The following is a 25028-nucleotide window of genomic DNA, read 5'->3' on the forward strand; positions in this document are numbered from 1 at the left end:
CTGGCAGGTGTTATCCGCCGCGCGGGAGCTTGCTCCCGCGTTGGCGTGTCTGGAGAAGCCGATTTAAGAGTGTTGAACAATTATGGCTAAGCGTGACTATTACGAAGTGCTGGGTGTCGAGCGTGGTGTCAGTGAAGCGGAGCTGAAAAAGGCTTACCGCCGGCTGGCAATGAAGCACCACCCGGACCGCAACCCTGACGATAAAGCGGCTGAAGAGCGCTTCAAAGAGGCCAATGAGGCCTATGAAGTGTTGTCCGATGCGAACAAACGTGCGGCTTTCGATCAATACGGCCACGCCGGCGTCGATCCGAGCATGGGCGGTGGCGGTGCGGGTGGCGCCGGGTTTGGCGGGGCGAACTTCTCCGATATTTTCGGCGATGTGTTCAGCGATTTCTTCGGTGGCGCCCGTGGTGGTTCGCGCGGCGGTGCGCAGCGCGGCAGTGACCTGCGCTACACCCTGGAGCTGGATCTGGAAGAGGCGGTGCGTGGCACTACCGTGACCATTCGCGTGCCAACGCTGGTCAATTGCAAGATCTGCGAAGGTTCCGGCGCGAAGAAGGGCACCAGCCCGGTGACCTGCACTACCTGCGGCGGTATCGGTCAGGTGCGCATGCAGCAGGGCTTCTTCTCGGTGCAGCAAACCTGCCCGCGTTGCCATGGCAGCGGCAAGATGATCGCCGATCCCTGTGGTTCCTGCCACGGCCATGGCCGGGTGGAAGAGCACAAGACCCTGTCGGTCAAGGTGCCGCCAGGTGTCGATACCGGCGACCGCATCCGTCTCTCCGGTGAGGGTGAGGCGGGCGCCATGGGTGGCCCGGCGGGCGACCTGTATGTGGTGGTGAATGTGCGCGAGCACGCGATCTTCCAGCGTGACGGCAAACACCTGTACTGCGATGTGCCGATCAGCTTCGCCGATGCGGCGCTCGGTGGCGAGTTGGAGGTGCCGACCCTGGATGGCCGGGTCAAGCTGAAGATTCCGGAAGGCACGCAAACCGGCAAGCTGTTCCGCCTGCGCGGCAAGGGTGTGGCGCCGGTGCGTGGCGGTGGCGCGGGCGACCTGATGTGCCGGGTGGCGGTGGAGACGCCGGTGCACCTGGATAAGCGTCAGCGCGAGCTGCTTGAAGAGTTTCGCAAGTCGCTGCTCGGCGATACCAGCCACTCGCCCAAGGCCAGTGGCTGGTTCGAGGGCGTGAAGCGCTTCTTTGGCGATGTTTAAGTAATCAGTTGCAGGTGTCGGGCGGCGAATGCCGCCTGCGCCATGCCGCTTTAGGTGGTTGGCTGGGAGCTGGATTTATGCGACGTATAGCCGTGGTAGGCGCCGCTGGGCGCATGGGCAAGACCCTGATCGAAGCGATACAGCAGGCGGGTGCCAGCTTGACGGCGGCGGTGGATCGCCCGGACAGCAGCCTGATCGGGGCGGATGCCGGTGAGTTGGCGGCGCTCGGCAAGCTGGGTGTGCCGTTGTCGGGTGATCTGGCGACAGTGCTGGATCGCTTCGATGTGCTGATCGACTTCACCCATCCGTCCGTGACCTTGCAGAATCTGGCGCTGTGCCGGCAGGCGGGCAAGGCCATGATCATCGGCACCACGGGCTTCAGTGCCGAAGAGAAGTTGGTGCTGGCGCAGGCGGGCAAGGAGATTCCGATCGTTTTTGCCGCCAATTTCAGTGTTGGCGTCAATCTCTGCCTGAAGTTGCTGGATACCGCCGCCCGCGTGCTGGGCGATGAGGTCGATATCGAAATCATCGAAGCGCATCATCGGCACAAGGTCGACGCGCCTTCCGGTACGGCCTTGCGCATGGGTGAAGTGGTCGCCAATGCATTGGGGCGTGATCTGCAAAAGGTCGCCGTCTATGGTCGCGAAGGTCAGACAGGCGCCCGTGAGCGCGAAACCATCGGTTTTGCCACAGTGCGCGCCGGTGATGTGGTGGGCGATCACACCGTCCTGTTCGCCGCTGACGGCGAGCGCGTGGAAATCACCCACAAGGCGTCCAGCCGTATGACGTTTGCCCGGGGTGCGGTACGGGCGGCGTTGTGGCTGGAAGGTCAGGCGCCGGGGCTGTACGACATGCAGGATGTGCTGGAGTTGCGCTGATACAGCCAAGCGGTTGTAATGGCGGGTAGACCAAAAAGGCCTTTTTCTGTAAGCTACAGCTTTAGTGTGTCCACTAAAAGCGCGCAGAAACTTGAAAAAGTGATTCGAAAAAAGCGGGGTGACGTGTTCAAGCGTCATCCCGCTTTTTTACAATCTGCGTATGCCCTGTCAGGCTTGATTGATCGGAGGTTTTCTTGAGTAAGCCAGCCCTTAAACCCGCCATTTTGGCCCTTGCCGATGGCAGCATTTTTCGCGGCGAAGCCATTGGCATCGACGGTCAAACCGTCGGAGAGGTGGTGTTCAACACCGCCATGACCGGCTATCAGGAAATCCTTACCGATCCTTCCTATGCCCAGCAAATCGTTACCCTGACTTACCCGCATATCGGCAACACCGGCACTACGCCGGAAGACGCCGAGTCCGATCGCGTCTGGTCCGCCGGCCTGGTGATTCGCGATCTGCCGCTGACCGCCAGTAACTGGCGCAGCACCCTGTCGTTGTCGGATTACCTGCAGGCCAACAACGTAGTGGCCATCGCTGGTATCGATACCCGTCGCCTGACCCGCATCCTGCGTGAGAAAGGCGCACAGAACGGCTGCATCATGGCCGGCGACGATATTTCCGAAGACGCGGCCATTGCGGCAGCCCAAGGCTTCCCTGGCCTCAAAGGCATGGACCTGGCGAAGGTTGTCAGCACCAAGGAAACCTATGAGTGGCGTTCGACTGTCTGGGATCTGAAGACCGACAGCCATGCAACCATCGAAGCTTCCGAGTTGCCGTACCACGTGGTTGCTTACGACTACGGCGTGAAAGTGAACATCCTGCGCATGCTGGTCGAGCGCGGTTGCCGTGTAACCGTGGTTCCGGCGCAGACTCCGGCTACTGACGTTCTGGCGCTCAAGCCTGATGGCGTGTTCCTGTCCAACGGCCCTGGCGATCCGGAGCCTTGCGACTACGCGATCCAGGCGATCAAGGACGTGCTGGAAACCGAGATTCCGGTGTTCGGCATCTGCCTTGGCCATCAGTTGCTGGCCCTGGCTTCCGGCGCCAAGACCGTGAAAATGGGTCACGGCCACCACGGTGCCAACCACCCGGTCCAGGATCTGGATAGCGGCGTGGTGATGATCACCAGCCAGAACCATGGTTTTGCGGTGGACGAGGCGACCCTGCCAGGCAATGTCCGGGCGATTCACAAGTCGCTGTTCGATGGCACCCTGCAAGGGATCGAGCGTACCGACAAGAGCGCGTTCAGCTTCCAGGGTCACCCTGAAGCGAGCCCGGGCCCGAATGATGTGGCGCCGTTGTTCGATCGCTTCATCGACGCCATGGCCAAGCGCCGCTAATCGCGCGCCTTGAGAATGTAGCGAAAAGGCGCCTGAGGCGAGCCCGGTAACTCCGGCGGATTTCCCTCAGGTGCCTCGGAAAATGTTCAAGACGGCTTGCCGACTGACCTGCGGATTTGAGTGACAACTAATGCCAAAACGTACAGACATAAAAAGCATCCTGATTCTCGGCGCCGGCCCGATCGTTATCGGCCAGGCCTGTGAATTCGACTACTCCGGCGCCCAGGCCTGCAAAGCCCTGCGCGAAGAGGGTTACCGCGTCATCCTGGTGAACTCCAACCCAGCGACCATCATGACCGACCCGGACATGGCCGACGCCACCTACATCGAGCCGATCAAGTGGCAAACGGTTGCCAAGATCATCGAAAAAGAACGTCCTGATGCGCTGCTGCCGACCATGGGCGGCCAGACCGCGCTGAACTGCGCCCTGGATCTGGAGCGCGAAGGCGTTCTGGAGAAGTTCGGTGTGGAAATGATCGGCGCCAACGCCGACACCATCGACAAGGCTGAAGATCGCTCGCGCTTCGACAAGGCGATGAAGTCCATCGGCCTGGCGTGCCCGCGTTCCGGCATCGCCCACAGCATGGAAGAGGCCAACGCGGTGCTCGAGAAGCTCGGCTTCCCGTGCATCATCCGTCCGTCCTTTACCATGGGCGGGACCGGTGGCGGTATCGCTTACAACCGTGAAGAGTTCGAAGAAATCTGTGCCCGTGGTCTGGACCTGTCGCCGACCAAGGAACTGTTGATCGACGAATCGCTGATCGGCTGGAAAGAGTACGAGATGGAGGTGGTCCGCGATAAGAAGGACAACTGCATCATCGTCTGCTCGATCGAAAACTTCGACCCGATGGGCGTGCACACGGGTGACTCGATCACCGTCGCGCCGGCGCAGACCCTGACCGACAAGGAATACCAGATCCTGCGTAACGCCTCCCTGGCGGTACTGCGTGAGATCGGCGTGGAAACCGGCGGTTCCAACGTGCAGTTCGGTATCTGCCCGAATACCGGCCGCATGGTCGTGATCGAAATGAACCCGCGGGTATCGCGCTCTTCGGCGCTGGCCTCGAAAGCTACCGGCTTCCCGATTGCCCGGGTCGCGGCCAAGCTGGCAATCGGCTACACCCTCGACGAACTGCAGAACGAAATCACCGGCGGCAAGACCCCGGCGTCCTTCGAGCCGTCCATCGACTACGTCGTGACCAAGCTGCCACGCTTCGCTTTCGAGAAATTTCCGAAAGCCGATGCGCGCCTGACCACCCAGATGAAGTCGGTCGGTGAAGTCATGGCCATCGGTCGGACCTTCCAGGAGTCCCTGCAGAAAGCCTTGCGCGGCCTGGAGGTCGGTGTCAGCGGCCTGGACCCGAAACTCGACCTGAGCAATCCGGAAAGCATGAGTGTGCTCAAACGCGAGCTGACCGTGCCGGGCGCCGAGCGTATTTGGTACGTGGCGGACGCTTTCCGTGCTGGCATGAGTGTTGAAAATATCTTCGACATGAACATGATCGACCCCTGGTTCCTGGTGCAGATCGAAGACCTGATCAAGGAAGAAGAGAAGATCAAGGTCCTCGGCCTGTCGACCATCGACCGCGACCTGATGTTCCGCCTCAAGCGCAAAGGCTTCTCCGATGCGCGCCTGGCCAAGCTGTTGGGTGTGACCGAGAAGAACCTGCGGCGCCATCGTCACAAGCTCGAGGTCTACCCGGTCTACAAGCGCGTCGACACCTGCGCCGCCGAGTTCGCCACCGACACCGCCTACCTGTACTCGACCTACGAGGAAGAGTGCGAGGCCAATCCGTCGACCCGCGACAAGATCATGATCCTGGGCGGCGGTCCTAACCGCATCGGTCAGGGCATCGAGTTCGACTACTGCTGCGTACACGCGGCCCTCGCCCTGCGCGAAGACGGCTACGAGACCATCATGGTCAACTGCAACCCGGAAACCGTCTCCACCGACTACGACACCTCGGATCGTCTGTACTTCGAACCGGTGACCCTGGAAGACGTACTGGAAATCGTCCGCGTCGAGAAGCCGAAGGGTGTGATCGTCCAGTATGGCGGCCAGACTCCGCTGAAGCTGGCCCGCGCCTTGGAAGAAGCCGGCGTGCCGATCATCGGTACCAGCCCGGATGCCATCGATCGTGCCGAAGACCGTGAGCGCTTCCAGCAGATGGTTGAGCGCCTGAACCTGCGTCAGCCGCCGAACGCCACCGTGCGCAGCGAAGACGAAGCCATCCGCGCGGCTGGCAAGATCGGTTACCCGCTGGTGGTGCGTCCGTCCTACGTACTGGGCGGCCGGGCGATGGAAATCGTCTACGAAGAAGAAGAGCTCAAGCGCTACCTGCGTGACGCGGTGCAAGTGTCCAACGACAGCCCGGTGCTGCTGGACCACTTCCTCAACTGCGCCATCGAGATGGATGTCGACGCGGTCTGCGACGGCACCGACGTGGTGATCGGCGCGATCATGCAGCACATCGAACAGGCTGGCGTGCACTCCGGTGACTCCGCGTGTTCGCTGCCGCCGTATTCGCTGCCGGCGCATATCCAGGACGAGATGCGCGAGCAGGTCAAGAAGATGGCCTTGGAGCTGGGTGTGATCGGCCTGATGAACGTGCAGTTGGCGCTGCAAGGCGAAGACATCTACGTCATTGAAGTCAATCCACGCGCCTCGCGTACCGTGCCGTTCGTCTCGAAGTGCATCGGTGTTTCCCTGGCGATGATCGCGGCGCGCGTGATGGCCGGTAAAACCCTGAAGGAAATCGGTTTCACCAAGGAAATCATTCCGAACTTCTACAGCGTGAAGGAGGCGGTGTTCCCCTTCGCCAAATTCCCGGGCGTTGACCCGATCCTCGGCCCAGAGATGAAGTCCACCGGCGAGGTGATGGGCGTCGGCGATACCTTCGGTGAAGCGTTCGCCAAGGCCCAGATGGGTGCCAGCGAAGTGCTGCCGACCGGCGGTACTGCTTTTATCAGCGTGCGTGACGACGACAAGCCGCTGGTTGCGGGCGTGGCCCGTGATCTGATCAACTTGGGTTTCGAAGTGGTCGCCACTGCCGGTACTGCCAAGCTGATCGAAGCGGCAGGCCTGAAAGTACGTCGGGTGAACAAGGTGACCGAGGGTCGTCCGCACGTGGTCGACATGATCAAGAATGACGAAGTCACGCTGATCATCAATACCACCGAAGGTCGTCAGTCGATTGCTGATTCCTACTCCATTCGCCGTAACGCCCTGCAGCACAAGATTTACTGCACCACTACCATTGCTGCTGGCGAGGCTATCTGCGAAGCGCTCAAGTTCGGTCCCGAGAAGACCGTGCGTCGCTTGCAGGATCTACACGCAGGATTGAAGGCATGACCAAATACCCAATGACAGTCCAGGGCGCGCGCGCCCTGGAAGAAGAATTGACTCACCTGACCAAGGTCGTTCGGCCAAAGCTCAGCCAGGACATCGGTACGGCCCGCGAGTTGGGTGATTTGAAGGAAAACGCCGAGTATCACGCCGCCCGTGAGCAGCAAGGGATGGTCGAGGCGCGTGTTCGTGATATCGAAGGCCGTTTGCAGAATGCCCAGGTCATCGATATTGCGGCGATTCCTCGCACCGGCAAGGTGATCTTTGGTACGACCGTCGAGATCGCTAACGTCGAAACCGATGAGCGCGTGACCTATCAGATCGTTGGCGAAGACGAAGCCGATATCAAGCTGGGCAAGATTTCGGTCGGCTCACCTATCGCTCGCGCCTTGATTGCCAAGGAAGAGGGCGATGTGGTGGTCGTGAAAACCCCTGGCGGTGTCATCGAGTACGAGATTGTCGAAGTCCGTCATCTTTAAGCCTCGGCCATTCAAGGCGGCAGCGATCAGTTGGCAGGTGGCTCAGACTTTCTGGGTCGGCGGCATCTGGTTGCTGCAATTCGTCATGCTCCCGGCTCTGGTGAAATTGGGTTGGGCGCCGCTATTGATTGAGGACGTTACCCGTGCGCTGGGCCCGCTGCTGGTGGGGTTGGCGGGTTTTTGCGCGATCCTGCAGTTATTGCTGCTGCTGTGGGTCGAGCGTTTGGACCGCCTGCTGCACGATATGCGTGGCCAGTTGCTGCTGACCATTGTGCTGGTGGCGGCGAGTTATCTGCTGGCACACGAATGGCTGCCGGACGCCAGGCGCTGGCTGCTGTTCAATTATTTGCTGCTGGCCCTGTTCGGTTTGCTGCTGGTGCTGCAGCCGGTGCCGGGTGTAGGGGCTGGCAGGGCGCGCCAGGCGCGCCACTGACAGTAGAGGCGGGAGCCTTAGCTGTGACGGCTGATGTTGGACAGCTGTTTGTTGGCTTTCGGGTTCTTGCGATAAATCAGCGCCATTTTGCCAATGACCTGCACCAGCTCGCTCTTGGCGGTCTTGCACAGTTCGGCAATCGCCGCCAAGCGATCTTCGCGTTCGGTGATTCTGAGCTGGATCTTGATCAGCTCATGATCGCTCAATGCGCGCTCCAATTCGGCTAGCACGCCTTCGGTCAAACCATTGTCAGCCACAATCAATACTGGTTTCAGATGGTGGCCGATAGATTTGTACTGTTTCTTCTGCTCCTGAGTGAGCGGCATAATCTGACCCCTGCGTCTGATCTGGTAAAAAGCGGCGGCCAGTTTACCCGAGCGACCCCGCAACCGCCCAGTTAATCACGCCCCGTCAATTTCGAGGTACCCCGTGGCACGTTCCAAAACTAGCCAGAACTGGCTGAGAGAACATTTTAACGACCCTTATGTGAAGATGGCGCAGAAGGACGGCTACCGTTCGCGCGCCAGCTACAAGTTGCTGGAGATCCAGGAGAAGGACCGCATTCTGCGGCCTGGCAACACCGTGGTCGATCTGGGGGCGGCGCCCGGCGGCTGGTCGCAGGTGACCAGTCGGGTGATTGGCGACAAGGGTCGCCTGATCGCCTCGGATATCCTGGAAATGGACAGCATTCCGGATGTCACCTTCATTCAGGGTGACTTTACCGAGGCGGCGGTGCTGGCGCAGATTCTCGAGGCGGTCGGCAATAATCCGGTAGACCTTGTGATTTCCGATATGGCCCCCAATATGAGTGGGGTGAGGATGGCCGATCAGGCCCGCGCCATGTACCTGTGCGAGCTGGCGCTGGACCTTGCCGGGCAGGTATTGCGCCCGGGGGGCGATTTCTTGATCAAGATCTTCCAGGGCGAGGGTTTCGACCTTTACCACAAGCAGGTTCGGACCATGTTCGAGAAAGTGCAGATGCGCAAGCCGCTGTCTTCCCGTGATCGCTCCCGCGAGCAGTACCTGCTGGCTCGCGGTTTCCGTGGCGCGCCGAGCGGCACTTAAGCCGCTTCGCAGGGTCGAAAGCATAGCGGCTGCCGCGCTGATAAGTGTTTAGCGTAACCGGCCCGCTGGGTCGGTGTTTCATAAAGGGTTACAGACGGTTCCTGCCAGGGGCGGGAGTTGTGTAGTAAGTTAGGCTGGTAAATAACCAGCCGTCATGCGAGGCACGTTCCAGGACGGGGCCTGCTTCAGAGGGTAGCTAATTGAACGATATGGCAAAGAACCTGATCCTGTGGCTCATCATCGCCGCCGTCCTGGTGACAGTGATGAACAACTTCTCCAGCCCGAGCGAGCCGCAGACGCTGAACTACTCGCAGTTTATCGAGCAGGTCAAGGACGGTGGGGTTCAGCGAGTCACCGTTGAGGGTTACACCATCAGTGGCGTTGGCACCGATGGCAAGCCTTTCACCACCGTGCGCCCGATGATCGAAGACCGCGGCTTGATCGGCGATCTGATCAACAACAACGTGATCGTCGAAGGCAAGAAGCCCGAGCAGCAGAGCATCTGGACGCAGTTGCTGGTCGCCAGCTTCCCGATCCTGGTGATCATTGCCGTGTTCATGTTCTTCATGCGCCAGATGCAGGGCGGTGCCGGTGGTAAAGGCGGGCCGATGAGCTTTGGCAAGAGCAAGGCGCGTCTGCTATCGGAAGATCAGGTCAAGACCACTCTGGCTGACGTCGCAGGCTGCGATGAGGCCAAGGAAGAGGTTGGCGAGCTGGTCGAGTTCCTCCGTGATCCGGGCAAGTTCCAGCGCCTGGGTGGCCGTATTCCGCGTGGCGTGCTGATGGTTGGCCCTCCGGGTACCGGTAAGACCCTGCTGGCCAAGGCCATCGCGGGTGAAGCGAAAGTGCCGTTCTTCACCATCTCGGGTTCGGATTTCGTCGAAATGTTCGTCGGTGTCGGTGCCAGCCGTGTCCGCGACATGTTTGAGCAGGCCAAGAAACATGCGCCGTGCATCATCTTTATCGATGAAATCGATGCCGTCGGTCGTCACCGTGGTGCCGGCATGGGCGGTGGTCACGATGAGCGTGAGCAGACTCTCAACCAGTTGCTGGTGGAGATGGACGGCTTCGAAATGAATGACGGCATCATCGTCATCGCTGCCACCAACCGCCCCGACGTTCTCGACCCGGCGCTACTGCGTCCGGGGCGTTTCGACCGTCAGGTGGTGGTCGGTCTGCCGGATATCCGTGGCCGCGAACAGATTCTTAAGGTCCACATGCGCAAAGTGCCGATGGGCGAGGACGTCAAGCCTGCGGTGATTGCTCGCGGTACTCCGGGCTTCTCGGGTGCCGACCTGGCCAACCTGGTCAACGAGGCTTCGCTGTTCGCGGCCCGTACCGGCAAGCGCATCGTCGAGATGAAAGAGTTCGAGCTGGCCAAAGACAAGATCATGATGGGCGCAGAGCGCAAATCCATGGTCATGTCGGAAAAAGAGAAGCTCAATACCGCGTTCCATGAAGCGGGCCATGCCATTGTCGGGCGCCTGGTGCCTGAGCATGACCCGGTCTACAAGGTTTCGATCATCCCGCGTGGCCGCGCCTTGGGCGTGACCATGTTCCTGCCCGAGGAAGATCGTTACAGCTTGTCCAAGCGAGCGTTGACCAGTCAGATCTGCTCGCTCTACGGCGGCCGGATTGCCGAGGAGATGACCCTGGGCTTCGACGGCGTCACCACCGGTGCTTCGAATGACATCATGCGTGCCAGTCAGATTGCCCGGAACATGGTGACCAAGTGGGGCCTGTCGGAGAAGCTCGGCCCGCTGATGTATGCCGAGGAAGAAGGCGAGGTATTCCTGGGTCGCAGCATGGGCAGCCAGCACAGCAACATTTCTGCCGATACCGCCAGGCTGATCGATCTGGAAGTGCGCAGCATCATCGATCATTGTTACGGCACGGCCAAGCGCCTGCTGGAAGAAAACCGCGACAAGCTCAATGCCATGGCCGAAGCGCTGATGAAGTATGAGACGGTCGATGCCGAGCAGATCGACGACATCATGAACGGTCGCGTCCCGCGTGAGCCCCGCGATTGGCAGGATGGCGGAGATGATTCCGGTGTGCCGCTGAGCAAACTGGATGAAGTTGAACAGCCTGAGAAGCCCATTGGTGGGCCGGCTGCCGAGCATTAAGGCCTGACATGTCCCTGACGCAATACCCTAACCGGCTGTCGTGTGGCAGCCGGTTTCTTGATTTAAGCCGCCCGCACGTCATGGGCATCCTCAATGTAACCCCTGACTCCTTTTCCGATGGCGGGCGCTTCAGTCGCGTCGATACGGCGCTCCAGCATGCGGCCGATATGGTTGCTGCTGGCGCGACGCTGATTGACGTGGGTGGCGAGTCCACGCGTCCAGGGGCGCGTGCGGTTTCACCGCTGGAGGAGCTCGAGCGGGTCGCGCCGGTGGTCGAGGCGATTGCATGCGAGCTGGACGTGATCATCTCGGTGGACACCTCTACGCCGGCGGTCATGCGTGAAGCGGCGCGGCTTGGCGCTGGGCTCATCAATGATGTGCGCTCGCTCCAGCGCGAGGGCGCGCTTGAAGCGTTGGTCGCCAGCGGTCTGCCGGTGTGCTTGATGCATATGCGCGGTGAGCCGGGCAACATGCAGCAAAATCCGCACTATGCGAATTTACTGGGGGAGGTTGGCGACTTTCTCCGCGAGCGCCTCGCTGCCTGTGCAACTGTCGGTATTGGCGCCGAGCGGGTGATCCTCGATCCGGGATTTGGCTTTGCCAAGACCCTGGAGCATAACCTCAGTCTCTTCAAGCACCTGGAGGTCTTGCATGGCATGGGGCGGCCGCTGCTGGTCGGCGTGTCACGCAAGAGTATGATCGGTCAGGCGCTGGGGCGTGAGGTGGGCGAGCGTTTATACGGCAGCTTGGCGCTGGCCGCATTGGCGGTGGCCAAGGGGGCGCACATCCTGCGTGTGCATGATGTGGCCGAGACCGTTGATGTCGTACGCATGATTGCTGCCGTGCAAACGGCAGAATAAGAAAAGCGGAGCGTTTATGAGCAGAAAATATTTCGGCACGGATGGTATCCGGGGGCGTGTAGGTGAGTTTCCGATCACGCCTGATTTCATGCTCAAACTGGGTTGGGCCGCTGGCATGGCGTTTCGCCGCCAGGGCGCTTGCCGGGTATTGATTGGCAAGGACACGCGGATTTCCGGCTATATGTTCGAGTCGGCGTTGGAGGCGGGCCTGTCCGCTGCCGGGGCTGACGTGATGCTGTTGGGGCCTATGCCGACGCCGGCGATCGCCTACCTGACCCGGACCTTCCATGCCGAGGCCGGTATCGTCATCAGTGCCTCGCACAACCCGCACCACGATAACGGCATCAAGTTCTTCTCCGGTCAGGGCACCAAACTGCCGGATGAAGTCGAGTTGATGATCGAGGAGTTGCTCGATGCGCCGATGAGCGTGGTCGAGTCGGCGCAGTTGGGCAAGGTTTCGCGGATAAATGACGCTGCGGGTCGTTACATCGAGTTCTGCAAGAGCAGTGTGCCGACCAGTACGGACTTTGCCGGCCTCAAGCTGGTGATCGATTGCGCTCATGGTGCTGCCTACAAGGTCGCGCCGAGCGTGTTTCGTGAGCTGGGTGCGCAGGTGTCTGTGCTTTCCGCGCAGCCGAACGGCTTGAACATCAACGACGATTGCGGCTCGACTCATATGCAGGCCTTGCAGGCTGCCGTGGTGACGCAGCAGGCCGATCTGGGTATCGCCTTCGATGGCGATGCCGATCGCGTGTTGATGGTCGATCATACGGGTGCTGTGGTGGATGGCGATGAGCTGCTGTTTATCATCGCGCGCGACCTGCAGGAGCGAGGCAAGCTGCAGGGGGGCGTGGTTGGCACCTTGATGAGCAATCTGGGGTTGGAGCTGGCACTGGCTGAGTTGAGCATTCCCTTCGTGCGGGCGAAAGTTGGCGACCGCTATGTGATCAGCGAGCTGTTGGAGCGCAACTGGCAGTTGGGTGGCGAGAACTCAGGGCACCTGGTGTGCTTCCAGCACACCACCACGGGTGATGCGATTATCGCGGCGCTGCAGGTCCTGCTGGCGCTCAAGCGTCGTGAACAGAGCTTGGCGCAGGCGCGTCAAAGTTTGCGCAAGTGTCCGCAGGTGTTGATTAATGTGCGCTTTGCCGGTGGCCAGGATCCGGTCGAGCACCCGGCCGTACAGGAGGCTTGCGCGCGAATTACCGAGCGCATGGCGGGCCGAGGGCGTGTGCTGTTGCGCAAATCTGGCACCGAGCCACTGGTCAGGGTCATGGTAGAAGGTGATGATGAGGCGTCGGTGCGTAGCTATGCCGATGAATTGGCTAAAATAGTTACTCAAGTCTGTGCCTGATTCGGCTTGCCAGCCCAGAAGCTCTTGGGTAACATCTGCGCCCACTTTGATCGACGAGGTATAGCATGCGTCGCCCTTTGGTAGCTGGTAACTGGAAAATGCACGGTACCCGCGCCAGCGTCGCTGAGTTGATCAAGGGCCTGCGTCTTTTGGCTTTGCCAAGTGGCGTGGATGTTGCGGTTTTTCCGCCCTGCCTGTACATCAACCAAGTGATGACTGGCCTTGACGGCAAGTCGATTGCTGTCGGTGCTCAGAATTGTGCGGTAGAGCCCATGCAGGGTGCGCTGACCGGTGAGGTTGCGCCAAGTCAGTTGGCGGATGCCGGTTGCACGTTGGTGTTGGTCGGTCACTCGGAGCGTCGCCTGATTCTCGGCGAGCGTGATGAGTTGTTGAGTCGCAAGTTTGCTGCCGCGCAATCTTGCGGGTTGACCCCGGTGCTTTGCATTGGTGAAACCCTCGAGCAGCGCGAAGCGGGCAGAACGCTTGAAGTGGTCGGGCGCCAGCTTGGCAGCGTCATCGAAGAGTTGGGTGTCGGTGCATTTACTCAAGCGGTTGTGGCGTATGAGCCGGTCTGGGCCATAGGTACCGGGCTTACGGCTTCGCCGCAGCAGGCGCAGGATGTGCATGCGGCTATTCGTGCGCAGTTGGCGGCAGAAAACGCCGAAGTGGCGCGCGGTGTAAGAATTCTTTATGGCGGCAGTGTCAAGGCGGCCAATGCGATAGAACTGTTCGGCATGCCGGATATCGATGGGGGGCTCATTGGTGGGGCCTCTCTGAATGCGGATGAGTTTGGTGCGATTTGTCGCGCCGCAGGAAACTGAAGAAATGCTGGAAACTATCGTTGTAGTTTTGCATCTGTTGGCAGCGCTGGGTGTTGTTGCGCTCGTTCTGCTGCAGCAAGGTAAGGGGGCTGATGCGGGTGCCTCTTTTGGTTCGGGTGCTTCGGCAACTGTATTTGGTAGCCAAGGTTCCTCTACCTTTCTTAGTCGCTTTACTGCTATACTTGCGGCCGCTTTTTTCATAACTAGCTTGGGCTTAGGCTTCTTTGCTAAGGAAAAGGCTGAGGCGCTGACTCAGGTTGGTTTGCCTGATCCGGCGGTTCTGGAAGTGCAGCAAGAAAAGCCGGTAGCAGAAGATGTGCCGGTGCTCGAAGAGCAAAAGCCTGCGGCTAACGCGGCTGACGTACCTCAAGCTCCAGAGCAGAAGTAAAAAGAGTTTTGCCGAGGTGGTGGAATTGGTAGACACGCTACCTTGAGGTGGTAGTGGCCATAGGCTGTAGGGGTTCGAGTCCCCTCCTCGGTACCATATTTAACAAGAAGGCCCGCTGTAAGCGGGCCTTCTTGTTGGTAGGGGTTGGATTGACCCTTGACCATGTTCAGCCGTATAATTCGGCCCCAGCTTTGACGTGGGGTTGAGCAGTCTGGTAGCTCGTCGGGCCCATGGTCCGATGGTCGTTGGTTTATTCCAGCCCCCGCAACCAGTTGTAGCGGAGCCCCTTTTCAGGGGCTTTTTGCTAGCTGGACAGTCAGATCCGCTGTATTTACAGGCGGTTTCAAAGGGATGGGCGTTTCGCCCATTTTTTATTTGCACAGCACGCACGAGGGGTTCAGGTGTCGAGCAAGCTAGAAGAGTTGCAGGCCTTGTTGGCCCCGGTAGTCGAGGCCCTTGGCTATCAATGCTGGGGTATCGAGTTCCTGTCTCAGGGGCGGCATTCTCTGCTGCGGATCTATATCGATCATGCCAATGGCATTCTCGTTGAAGACTGCGAGAAGGTCAGCCGTCAGTTGAGTGGCGTTCTCGATGTCGAGGACCCAGTCAGTAACGAATACACCCTCGAGGTGTCCTCTCCGGGTATGGATCGGCCGCTGTTCACTATCGAACAGTTCGCTGCGCATGCCGGCGAGCAAGTGAAGATCAAGCTGCGTTCGCCTTTCGATGGGCGGCGCAATTTCCAGGGCCTCCTCCGCGGAGTAGAGGAGCAGGACGTCGTGGTGCTGGTAGATGATCACGAATATCTGTTGCCGATCGACTCGATCGACAAGGCCAACATTGTTCCCAGTTTTGACTGAGACGCGGATCCCGCGGATCCAATGGATTGCGAAAGGCGAGGCGTACGATGAGCAAAGAAGTATTGCTGGTTGTTGAGTCGGTATCCAACGAAAAGGGCGTACCGGCCGGCGTTATTTTTGAAGCGCTGGAGTTGGCCCTGGCCACTGCGACCAAAAAGCGTTTTGACGTTGAGGTCGAGTTGCGTGTGGAGATCAATCGCCAGACGGGTAACTACGAGACCTTCCGTTGCTGGACTGTGGTCGACGACGAGTCGCTGCTGAACCTGGCATCTGAACTGACGCTCGATGAAGCGCGTGAGCAAAAGCCGGATGCCAAGATCGGCGATCTGATCGAAGAGAAGATCGAGTCGATCGAGTTCGGCCGTATCGCTGCACAGACCGCCAAACAGGTGATCGTGCAGAAGGTTCGCGAGGCGGAACGCGCACAAGTAGTCGAAGCGTATCGTGAGCGACTCGGCGAGATCATCGCCGGTACCGTGAAGAAAGTGACCCGTGACAATGTCATCGTCGACCTGGGCAATAACGCTGAAGCGTTGCTGGCCCGTGAAGACATCATCTCGCGCGAAACTTTCCGCGTGGGTGCCCGTGTGCGCGCCCTGCTGAAGGAAATTCGCACCGAGAACCGCGGCCCGCAGTTGATTCTGTCGCGTACCGCGCCGGAAATGCTGATCGAGTTGTTCCGCATTGAAGTACCGGAAATTGCAGAAGAATTGATCGAAGTGATGGCCGCCTCTCGGGATCCGGGTTCGCGGGCCAAAATTGCCGTGCGCTCCAAAGACAAACGCATTGACCCGCAAGGCGCCTGCATCGGTATGCGCGGTTCGCGAGTGCAAGCCGTGTCGGGTGAGTTGGGCGGCGAGCGTGTCGATATCGTGCTGTGGGATGACAATCCTGCTCAGTTCGTGATCAACGCCATGTCACCGGCCGAAGTCGCAGCCATTATCGTCGACGAGGATGCCCATGCCATGGACATCGCCGTTGGCGAAGACAATCTGGCTCAGGCTATCGGTCGTGGCGGTCAGAACGTGCGCTTGGCCAGTCAGTTGACCGGCTGGACGCTGAACGTGATGACCGAAGCGGATATTCAGGCGAAGCAGCAAGCCGAAACTGGCGACATCCTGCAGCGTTTTATCGATGAGTTGGAAGTCGATGAAGAGTTGGCTCAGGTGTTGGTAGAAGAAGGCTTCACCAGCCTGGAAGAAATCGCCTATGTGCCGATGGAAGAAATGCTCAGCATCGAGGGTTTTGACGAAGAGATCGTCACCGAGCTTCGTGCTCGCGCCAAAGACCGCTTGCTGACTAAAGCCATCGCTACAGAAGAAAAGCTGGCAGACGCTCATCCCGCCGAAGACCTGCTCTCGCTTGAGGGTATGGACAAGGCGCTTGCGCATGAACTGGCAGTGCGCGGCGTGATTACCCGCGAAGACCTGGCCGAGCAGTCGATTGACGACCTGCTCGACATCGACGGTATCGACGCAGAGCGTGCCGGCAAGTTGATCATGGCCGCCCGAGCCCATTGGTTCGAGTAAGTTCGCGGCCTGAGGAGAGAAGTGCATGACGCAAGTCACGGTGAAAGAACTGGCCCAAGTGGTCGACACACCGCTAGAGCGCCTGCTGCTGCAGATGCGTGAGGCGGGTTTGCCGCACACCAGCGCCGAGCAAGTTGTGACCGATAACGAGAAGCAGGCCCTGTTGGCGCATCTCAAAGGAAGTCACGGCGAAAAAGTTGAAGAGCCGCGCAAGATTACCTTGCAGCGCAAGACCACGAGCACGCTGCGCGTTGCCGGTAGCAAGACTATCAGCGTTGAAGTGCGCAAGAAGAAAACCTTCGTCAAGCGCAGCTCGGAAGAAATCGAAGCCGAACAGAAGCGCGAGCAGGAAGAGCAGCGCGCGGCTGAAGAAGCGGCACGCCTGAAGGCTGCCGAAGAAGCCAAGCGTCAGGCTGAAGAGGACGCGCGCCGTCAGGCTAGCGCTCCAGTTCAGGCCGATGGCCAGGCTGAAGTCGCTCGTGAAGCGGCTCCGGTTTCCGTGCCCGTCGAGTTGCCGCCGGTGGTCGCTCCGGTGGCCGATGAGCGCAAGCGGGACGAGCCGCGCCGTCCGGACAAGGCGCGCAACGACGACAGCGATCGTCGTGGCGCGGACCGCAAGAACACTGCACACCGTCCTTCGGTCAAAGAGAAGGAAAAGGCGCCAGCTCCGCGAGTCGCTCCGCGTACCACCGACGAGGAAAGCGACAGCTTCCGTCGCGGCGGTCGTGGCAAGGCCAAGTTGAAGAAGCGCAATGCCCACGGTTTCCAGAGCCCAACCGGGCCAGTGGTGCGTGACGTGGCGATCGGCGAGACCATCACTGTCGGCGAGTTGTCGGCGCAGATGTCGGTCAAGGCCGCGGAAGTGATCAAGTTCATGTTCAAGATGGGCACCCCGGTGACCATCAACCAGGTACTGGATCAGGAAACTGCCCAACTGATCGCCGAAGAGCTTGGTCACAACGTCAAGCTGGTCAGCGACAACGCCCTGGAAGAGCAACTGGCCGAGTCCCTGAAGTTTGAAGGCGAAGCCATTGCCCGTGCGCCAGTCGTGACCGTAATGGGCCACGTTGACCATGGTAAGACCTCGCTGCTCGACTACATCCGTCGTGCCAAGGTGGCGGCTGGCGAAGCCGGCGGTATCACCCAGCATATCGGCGCGTACCACGTTGAAACCGAACGCGGCATGGTCACCTTCCTCGACACCCCTGGTCACGCCGCGTTTACCGCCATGCGTGCCCGTGGTGCCAAGGCGACCGATATCGTGATCCTGGTGGTTGCGGCGGACGACGGCGTGATGCCGCAAACCGTTGAGGCCGTTCAGCATGCCAAGGCCGCCGGTGTTCCGCTGGTCGTTGCCGTGAACAAAATCGACAAGCCGGGTGCCGATCTCGATCGTATCCGCAGCGAACTGTCGGTTCACGGCGTGACCTCGGAAGAGTGGGGCGGCGACACCCCGTTCGTATCGGTTTCGGCGAAAGTAGGTACCGGCGTTGACGAGCTGCTCGAAGCCGTCCTGCTGCAAGCCGAAGTTCTTGAGCTGAAAGCGACCCCGTCCGCTCCTGGCCGTGGCGTCGTGGTTGAATCGCGTCTCGACAAAGGTCGTGGCCCGGTTGCAACCGTTCTGGTTCAGGACGGTACGCTGCGTCAAGGCGACATGATCCTGGTCGGCTCGAACTATGGCCGGATCCGCGCCATGCTCGACGAGAACGGCAAGGCAATCAAGGAAGCCGGTCCTTCTATCCCGGTCGAGATTCTCGGCCTGGACGGTACCCCGGACGCTGGCGATGAGATGAGCGTACTGGCTGACGAGAAGAAAGCCCGTGAAGTGGCTCTGTTCCGTCAAGGCAAGTTCCGCGAAGTCAAACTGGCTCGCGCACATGCCGGCAAGCTGGAAAATATTTTCGAGAACATGGGGCAGGAAGAGAAGAAGACGCTCAATATCGTCCTCAAATCCGATGTCCGTGGTTCGTTGGAAGCACTGCAGGGCGCCCTGGGCGGCCTGGGTAACGATGAAGTGCAAGTGCGTGTGGTGGGCGGCGGCGTCGGTGGTATCACCGAGAGCGACGCCAACCTGGCACTGGCCTCCAATGCGGTTCTGTTCGGCTTCAACGTGCGTGCCGATGCTGGCGCGCGCAAGATCGTCGAGCAGGAAGGTCTGGATATGCGTTACTACAACGTGATCTACGACATCATCGAAGACGTCAAGAAAGCCCTGACCGGCATGCTCGGCAGTGATGTTCGCGAGAACATCCTGGGTATCGCCGAAGTGCGTGACGTGTTCCGCTCGCCGAAGTTCGGTGCGATCGCTGGTTGCATGGTGCTCGAAGGTGTTGTGCACCGTAACCGTCCGATCCGCGTGCTGCGTGAAGACGTGGTGATCTTCGAAGGCGAGTTGGAGTCCCTGCGTCGCTTCAAGGACGACATGTCCGAAGTCCGTGCCGGCATGGAATGCGGTATCGGCGTGAAGAGCTACAACGACGTCAAGGCCGGCGACAAGATCGAAGTGTTCGAGAAGATCCAAGTGGCTCGCAGCCTTTAACAAGCACGAGCTGTTTAATGCAACGCCCGGTCAGGTTTCCTGACCGGGCGTTTGCCGCTTTCAGACCGCCCGGGTTTTGCCCGCGCGGGTAGTGACAGGTTTAGTGACCATGGCAAAAGAATATAGCCGTACCCAACGCATCGGCGACCAGATGCAGCGCGAGCTGGCGCAACTCATCCGGCGTGAAATCAAAGACCCGCGCGTCGGCCTGGTGACCATCACCGCCGTCGAGGTGAGCCGCGATGTCGGCCATGCGAAGATTTTCATCACCGTGATGGGCCAGGACAGCGCTGAAGATATTGCGCAGAACATCAAAGTGCTCAACGACGCCGCTGGCTTCCTGCGTATGCAGTTGGCCCGGGCGATGAAGCTGCGCAGCGTGCCGCAACTGCATTTCCATTACGACGAAAGCGTGATGCGCGGTGCGCACCTGTCGGCGCTGATCGAGCGGGCAGTGGCGGAGGACGGCCAGCACCCTGAGGGCGAAGCCGAGGTGGATACCGAGGTCAAGGCCGAGAAGGAGTAGGGCGTGGCTCAGGTTAAGCGTATTCGCCGCAACGTCAGCGGCATTATCCTGCTCGACAAGCCCAAGGGCTTTACGTCCAACGCGGCGTTGCAGAAGGTGCGTTGGTTGCTCAATGCCGAGAAGGCCGGGCACACCGGCAGCCTCGATCCGCTGGCCACCGGCGTGCTGCCCTTGTGTTTCGGCGAGGCGACCAAGTTCTCGCAGTACCTGCTCGATGCCGACAAGGGTTACGAAACGCTCATGCAGTTGGGCGTCACCACTACCACGGCCGATGCCGAAGGCGAAGTGCTGGAGCAGCGCGAGGTGACCGTTGGTCGCGCCGATATCGAAGCTGTTTTACCCCGTTTTCGTGGTGAAATCAGTCAGATACCGCCGATGTATTCGGCCCTCAAGCGTGATGGCCAGCCGCTCTACAAGCTGGCAAGGGCTGGCCAGGTAGTGGAGCGCGAAGCGCGTTCTGTTACTATTGCGCGCCTGGAATTATTGACCTGCGAGGCGGAGCAAGCGCGCCTCGCAGTGGACTGCAGCAAGGGCACCTATATTCGGACCCTGGTCGAGGATATTGGTCAGGCCCTCGGTTGTGGCGCCCACGTTGCGGAACTGCGTCGGACCCAGGCCGGGCCCTTCAGCCTGGCGCAGACGGTGAGCCTGGAAGCGCTGGAGCAGGTACATGCCGAAGGCGGTAACGAGGCAGTCGATCAGTTCCTGCTACCGTCGGACAGCGGGCTCGAGCACTGGCCACTGTTGCAGTTCTCCGAGCACAGTGCGTTCTATTGGCTGCATGGTCAGCCGGTACGCGCTCCGGATGCGCCGAAGTTCGGCATGGTGCGGGTGCAAGATCACAATGGTCACTTCATCGGTATCGGTGAAGTGAGCGAAGACGGGCGGATCGCGCCGCGTCGATTGATTCGGTCAGAATGACCGAACGAGGGTGGCTGTTAATAGGCACGGTCACATCTCACTTTAAGATACGAGGATTTGTCCTCGGCCTATTGGAACTGCGTGGTTTCGCAGTTTCCTAACTGAGAGGAAGCCCACATGGCACTCAGCGTTGAAGAAAAAGCTCAGATCGTAACCGACTACCAGCAAGCTGTAGGCGACACCGGTTCTCCGGAAGTGCAAGTTGCACTGCTGACCGCCAACATCAACAAGCTGCAAGGCCACTTCAAGGCCAACGGTAAAGACCACCACTCGCGTCGTGGCCTGATCCGTATGGTAAACCAGCGTCGTAAGCTGCTGGATTACCTGAAAGGTAAGGACGCCACTCGTTACAGCACCCTGATCGGGCGCCTGGGTCTGCGTCGCTAATAGCGACGTTGCTAGAGGTTGGTTGTCTGTTGCGGCTTGTCGGGGTTTCCTGATGGGGCGTGGCAGGCTTCCAGCCTCAAGTTTTATCTGGACAACCCTCGGGTCCGAATCCCGCCGTTGCCCACGAATTTCGCAAGAAACAGATTTCCCCAAGGCAAAAAGAAGGTAACAACACCGTGAACCCGGTAATCAAGAAATTCCAGTTCGGTCAATCGACCGTAACCCTCGAGACCGGCCGTATCGCCCGTCAGGCCTCCGGCGCAGTATTGGTCACCGTTGACGACGACGTCACCGTGTTGGTGACCGTGGTTGGCGCCAAGCAGGCTGATCCGAGCAAGGGCTTCTTCCCGCTTTCCGTGCATTACCAAGAAAAAACCTACGCTGCCGGCAAGATCCCTGGCGGCTTCTTCAAGCGTGAAGCGCGTCCGTCCGAGAAAGAGACGCTGACCTCTCGCCTGATCGATCGCCCGATCCGCCCGCTGTTCCCGGAAGGCTTCATGAACGAAGTGCAGGTCATCTGCACCGTCGTGTCGACCAGCAAGAAAACCGATCCGGACGTAGCTGCCATGATCGGCACCTCGGCCGCTCTGGCGATCTCCGGCATTCCGTTCGCCGGGCCGATCGGTGCTGCGCGCGTAGCTTTCCATGAAAGCACCGGTTACCTGCTGAACCCGACTTACGAGCAGCTCAAGGCTTCCAGCCTGGACATGGTCGTGGCCGGTACCGCAGACGCCGTGCTGATGGTTGAATCGGAAGCCAAAGAGCTGACCGAAGACCAGATGCTTGGCGCCGTACTGTTCGCCCAAGATGAATTCCAGGCCGTGATCAAGGCCGTTACCGAACTGGCTGCCGAAGTGGGCAAGCCGACCTGGGACTGGAAAGCCAAGCCGGAAAACACCGCGCTGCTGGGCGCCATTCGCAGCGAGTTCGGTGACGCGATTTCCCAGGCTTACACCATCACCATCAAGCATGAGCGTTATGGCCGTCTGGGCGAGTTGCGTGACCAGATCGTAGCCAAGTTCTCTGGCGCTGAAGGTCAACCTTCTGCCGGTGAAGTGAAAGAAGCCTTCGGCGAAATCGAATACCGCACCGTGCGCGAGAACATCGTCAACGGCAAGCCGCGTATCGATGGCCGTGACACCCGTACCGTGCGCCCGCTGGCCATCGAAGTCGGCGTGCTGAGCAAGACCCACGGTTCGGCACTGTTCACCCGTGGTGAAACCCAGGCGCTGGTGGTTGCGACCCTCGGTACCGCCCGTGACGCACAGCTGCTCGACACCCTCGAAGGCGAGCGCAAAGACCCCTTCATGCTGCACTACAACTTCCCTCCCTACTCGGTGGGCGAGTGCGGTCGCATGGGTGGTGCCGGTCGCCGTGAAATCGGCCACGGCCGTCTGGCCCGTCGCAGCATCTCGGCCATGTTGCCGGCCGCTGACGTGTTCCCTTACACCATCCGTGTCGTCTCGGAAATCACCGAGTCCAACGGCTCCAGCTCCATGGCTTCGGTTTGCGGTGCTTCCCTGGCCTTGATGGACGCTGGCGTGCCGATGAAGGCACCGGTTGCCGGTATCGCGATGGGCCTGGTCAAGGAAGGCGAGAAGTTCGCCATCCTCACCGACATCCTCGGTGACGAAGACCACCTCGGCGACATGGACTTCAAGGTGGCCGGTACCGCCAAAGGCGTTACCGCGCTGCAGATGGACATCAAGATCAACGGCATCACCGAAGAAATCATGGAGATCGCACTGGGCCAAGCCCTGGAAGCGCGCCTGAACATCCTCGGTCAGATGAACCAGATCATTGCCACCTCGCGCACCGAGCTGTCAGCCAATGCGCCGACCATGATCGCGATGAAGATCGACACGGACAAAATCCGCGACGTGATCGGCAAGGGTGGCGCCACCATCCGCGCCATCTGCGAAGAAACCAAGGCTTCGATCGATATCGAAGACGACGGTTCGATCAAGATCTTCGGCGAAACCAAGGAAGCTGCCGAGGCCGCGCGTCAGCGCGTACTGGGCATCACCGCGGAAGCCGAGGTCGGCAAGATCTACGTGGGCCGCGTTGAGCGCATCGTCGATTTCGGCGCATTCGTCAACATCCTGCCGGGCAAAGACGGTTTGGTGCACATCTCGATGCTGAGCGATCAGCGGGTCGAGAAAGTCACCGACATCTTGAAAGAAGGTCAGGAAGTCAAAGTGCTGGTACTGGACGTGGACAACCGCGGCCGTATCAAACTGTCGATCAAAGACGTAGCGGCTGCCGAGGCTTCGGGGGTTTAATCCCGGACTTCGCGACTGCTGAGAAAGAGGGCCCTTGCGGGCCCTCTTTTTTTGCCTGGAGAATAGGCATCGCTCGGCTCGACAAGGACTGCACCCGTTATGGATAAGACCCTCTGCCACTATCACCCGGCGCAACCCGCGACCTGGCACTGTGTACCCTGTCAGCGGCATTACGGCGACTGCTGCATCCCGCTAAATGCCGATGCCGCGGATGAGCCGCCGACCTGCCCCCTGTGCCGCAGCAAGCTCGACTTCCTCGGTGCAGCCAACAGCGCACAACCCTTCTGGGAGCGGATTCCACGTTTCTTCGCCTATGGCTTGCACGCAGGCCCGCTGGCATTCAGTGCGCTATTGGCCCTGGCCAGTCTGTTCATGCCGCGTTCGCTACTGCTCTGGTTCGTGCTGTTCAGCATCGCCACCAAATACTTCTACAGCGTGATCGAGGCCAACAGCCAGGCGTTGAAGGAGGCGCCGCCCTTGCTCAGCGCCTTTGTCGGCGAGGGGTTCGGGCTGTTCTTCAAGCAGCTGGTGGTGTTCGTCCTGTCGTTCGCGGCACTCTGGCTGGCGGCCGATTTCGACAGCGAGGCGCTGTATTGGGCGGTGAATGTCGGCTTGCTGCTGGTACTGCCGGCCAGCATCATTCGCCTGGCGCTGGATAAGACCCTGAGTGCGGCCCTGAGCCCCGATGAGGTGGGGCAGGTGATCAAAGCCATGGGTTGGCGTTACCTGATCCTCTGCGCATTCCTGTTCATCCTCTGGCAATCGCCGAGCTGGGTGACCTACATGCTTTCCCATGGCCTGCCACGGGTGGTGCTGGTGCCGGTGGCGGCTTTCCTCTTCGGTTATTTCGGCGTGGTGATGTGCGCCATCATGGGTTATGCGGTGTTCCAGTATCAGGGCGCACTCGGCTATGTGATTGCCGAGGAAGACGGCCATGCCGGTTTGCCGGCTGCGCAGTATCTGCGCCGCCGGGCGTTGGCCGAGGCCGAGATACGCCTGAAGGAAGGCCAGAGCGAGCAGGCCCTGGAGGCGCTTGCCAGCGCTCTGCAGCGGGACCCGGACGACCTCAAGCTGAATGAGTGTTTCCATCAGTTGCTGTATGGCTTGAATGTCCGCGAGCGCTGCCTGCGCCACCTGGCGCACTACCTGCCGCTGGCGGTACGGCTGAACCCGGCGCAAGCGGCTACGGCGCTGCTCAATGCGCGGCAGTTGCAGGCGGACTTCATGCCCGAGGATGCGTTGGTGTGCGAGCGGCTGGCCGCCGCGCTGCTGGATCGGCATAAGACCCGCGAGGGCCTGAGCCTGCTGCGCAATTTGCATCAGCGTTTTCCCGACTACCCGCACATTCCACGGGCTTACCTGCTGGCGGCGCGCGGCTTTGCCGAGGGCCTGGGGCAGTTGGAGCCGGCGCAGAAACTGCTGGCGTTCGTGCGCACGCGTTATCCGCAATCGCCGCTGCTGGCGGAAGTGGCCAGTCTCGATGCGACCCTTGCGCGACTGGTTGTAGCCAGAGGCTGAGGACGTTGCCGGCTGTGGCAGGTCATGCAAGTTGCATGTGAGGAGCTGGCCGAACATGCAAACTGCACGATCAATGGCTGTATTGTTAATTCGTAACGTATTGAAATTTAATGTTTTTTATCTGTAGGGAAAGTGGCATAGGGCTTGCGAAAGTACT

General features: G+C 60.0%; 21 protein-coding genes and 2 tRNA genes. 22 read left to right on the forward strand and 1 reads right to left on the reverse strand.

Going from position 1 to position 25028, the window contains the following annotated elements:
* The first annotated feature begins 82 nt into the window (after positions 1–82).
* The 6 genes from dnaJ (at position 83) to AC3IYG_RS04410 (ending at position 7695) form a co-directional block, all read left to right on the forward strand.
* Positions 83–1216, forward strand: a complete 1134-nt coding sequence (gene dnaJ / locus AC3IYG_RS04385; RefSeq protein ID WP_489312524.1) for a molecular chaperone DnaJ — start codon at positions 83–85, stop codon at positions 1214–1216.
* A 77-nt stretch (positions 1217–1293) separates the two neighbouring features.
* Entirely contained in the window at positions 1294–2094 is an 801-nt protein-coding gene (dapB, locus tag AC3IYG_RS04390; protein ID WP_489312525.1) for a 4-hydroxy-tetrahydrodipicolinate reductase, read from the forward strand.
* Positions 2095–2288: 194 nt separating this feature from the next.
* A complete protein-coding gene (gene carA, locus AC3IYG_RS04395) occupies positions 2289–3437 on the forward strand; it encodes a glutamine-hydrolyzing carbamoyl-phosphate synthase small subunit (protein ID WP_489312526.1) in 1149 nt (382 codons plus the stop codon).
* Positions 3438–3567: 130 nt separating this feature from the next.
* A complete protein-coding gene (gene carB / locus AC3IYG_RS04400) occupies positions 3568–6789 on the forward strand; it encodes a carbamoyl-phosphate synthase large subunit (protein ID WP_489312527.1) in 3222 nt (1073 codons plus the stop codon).
* A complete protein-coding gene (gene greA, locus AC3IYG_RS04405; protein WP_489312528.1) occupies positions 6786–7262 on the forward strand; it encodes a transcription elongation factor GreA in 477 nt (158 codons plus the stop codon). Before carB ends, greA begins: the two co-directional genes overlap by 4 nt.
* Before the next feature lie 37 nt (positions 7263–7299).
* A complete protein-coding gene (locus tag AC3IYG_RS04410; RefSeq protein ID WP_489312529.1) occupies positions 7300–7695 on the forward strand; it encodes a DUF4149 domain-containing protein in 396 nt (131 codons plus the stop codon).
* A 17-nt stretch (positions 7696–7712) separates the two neighbouring features.
* Here the strand turns inward: AC3IYG_RS04410 and yhbY are convergent, their stop codons facing one another.
* Complete coding sequence (yhbY, locus tag AC3IYG_RS04415) at positions 7713–8021, reverse strand: ribosome assembly RNA-binding protein YhbY (protein WP_489312530.1); 309 nt, start codon at positions 8019–8021, stop codon at positions 7713–7715.
* A 103-nt stretch (positions 8022–8124) separates the two neighbouring features.
* On the opposite strand from yhbY, the gene rlmE reads away from it, so the two are divergent.
* From rlmE to AC3IYG_RS04495, 16 genes are all read left to right on the forward strand, one after another.
* Complete coding sequence (rlmE, locus tag AC3IYG_RS04420) at positions 8125–8760, forward strand: 23S rRNA (uridine(2552)-2'-O)-methyltransferase RlmE (protein WP_489312531.1); 636 nt, start codon at positions 8125–8127, stop codon at positions 8758–8760.
* A 209-nt stretch (positions 8761–8969) separates the two neighbouring features.
* Positions 8970–10886 carry an ATP-dependent zinc metalloprotease FtsH gene (gene ftsH, locus AC3IYG_RS04425; protein WP_489313836.1) on the forward strand — a complete coding sequence of 639 codons (1917 nt, stop codon included), beginning with the start codon at positions 8970–8972 and terminating at the stop codon, positions 10884–10886.
* An 8-nt stretch (positions 10887–10894) separates the two neighbouring features.
* On the forward strand, positions 10895–11746 hold the full coding sequence (folP, locus tag AC3IYG_RS04430) for a dihydropteroate synthase (RefSeq protein WP_489312532.1): 852 nt from the start codon (positions 10895–10897) through the stop codon (positions 11744–11746).
* Positions 11747–11762: 16 nt separating this feature from the next.
* Positions 11763–13100 carry a phosphoglucosamine mutase gene (glmM, locus tag AC3IYG_RS04435; protein WP_489312534.1) on the forward strand — a complete coding sequence of 446 codons (1338 nt, stop codon included), beginning with the start codon at positions 11763–11765 and terminating at the stop codon, positions 13098–13100.
* Between the two features lie 65 nt (positions 13101–13165).
* Positions 13166–13921 (forward strand): triose-phosphate isomerase, encoded by a 756-nt coding sequence (tpiA, locus tag AC3IYG_RS04440; RefSeq protein ID WP_489312536.1) that lies wholly within the window; start codon positions 13166–13168, stop codon positions 13919–13921.
* A 4-nt stretch (positions 13922–13925) separates the two neighbouring features.
* Entirely contained in the window at positions 13926–14309 is a 384-nt protein-coding gene (gene secG, locus AC3IYG_RS04445; RefSeq protein ID WP_489312537.1) for a preprotein translocase subunit SecG, read from the forward strand.
* A gap of 10 nt (positions 14310–14319) precedes the next feature.
* Positions 14320–14405 (forward strand) — tRNA-Leu (locus AC3IYG_RS04450).
* 99 nt (positions 14406–14504) lie between these two features.
* Positions 14505–14580: transfer RNA gene (locus AC3IYG_RS04455), tRNA-Met, on the forward strand.
* Positions 14581–14710: 130 nt separating this feature from the next.
* The gene (gene rimP / locus AC3IYG_RS04460) at positions 14711–15169 is read left to right on the forward strand and encodes a ribosome maturation factor RimP (protein WP_489312538.1); all 459 of its coding nucleotides are present in this window, start codon (positions 14711–14713) and stop codon (positions 15167–15169) included.
* 47 nt (positions 15170–15216) lie between these two features.
* Positions 15217–16698 carry a transcription termination factor NusA gene (nusA, locus tag AC3IYG_RS04465; protein ID WP_489312540.1) on the forward strand — a complete coding sequence of 494 codons (1482 nt, stop codon included), beginning with the start codon at positions 15217–15219 and terminating at the stop codon, positions 16696–16698.
* A gap of 25 nt (positions 16699–16723) precedes the next feature.
* Complete coding sequence (gene infB / locus AC3IYG_RS04470; protein ID WP_489312542.1) at positions 16724–19237, forward strand: translation initiation factor IF-2; 2514 nt, start codon at positions 16724–16726, stop codon at positions 19235–19237.
* A 109-nt stretch (positions 19238–19346) separates the two neighbouring features.
* The gene (rbfA, locus tag AC3IYG_RS04475) at positions 19347–19763 is read left to right on the forward strand and encodes a 30S ribosome-binding factor RbfA (protein WP_489312543.1); all 417 of its coding nucleotides are present in this window, start codon (positions 19347–19349) and stop codon (positions 19761–19763) included.
* A gap of 3 nt (positions 19764–19766) precedes the next feature.
* Positions 19767–20684 (forward strand): tRNA pseudouridine(55) synthase TruB, encoded by a 918-nt coding sequence (gene truB / locus AC3IYG_RS04480; protein WP_489312545.1) that lies wholly within the window; start codon positions 19767–19769, stop codon positions 20682–20684.
* Positions 20685–20801: 117 nt separating this feature from the next.
* On the forward strand, positions 20802–21071 hold the full coding sequence (rpsO, locus tag AC3IYG_RS04485) for a 30S ribosomal protein S15 (protein ID WP_137820289.1): 270 nt from the start codon (positions 20802–20804) through the stop codon (positions 21069–21071).
* Between the two features lie 176 nt (positions 21072–21247).
* Complete coding sequence (gene pnp / locus AC3IYG_RS04490; protein WP_489312547.1) at positions 21248–23353, forward strand: polyribonucleotide nucleotidyltransferase; 2106 nt, start codon at positions 21248–21250, stop codon at positions 23351–23353.
* 99 nt (positions 23354–23452) lie between these two features.
* On the forward strand, positions 23453–24871 hold the full coding sequence (locus AC3IYG_RS04495; protein WP_489312549.1) for a hypothetical protein: 1419 nt from the start codon (positions 23453–23455) through the stop codon (positions 24869–24871).
* The last annotated feature ends 157 nt before the right edge of the window (positions 24872–25028 follow it).

The organism is Pseudomonas sp. KH_027 (assembly GCF_057838565.1).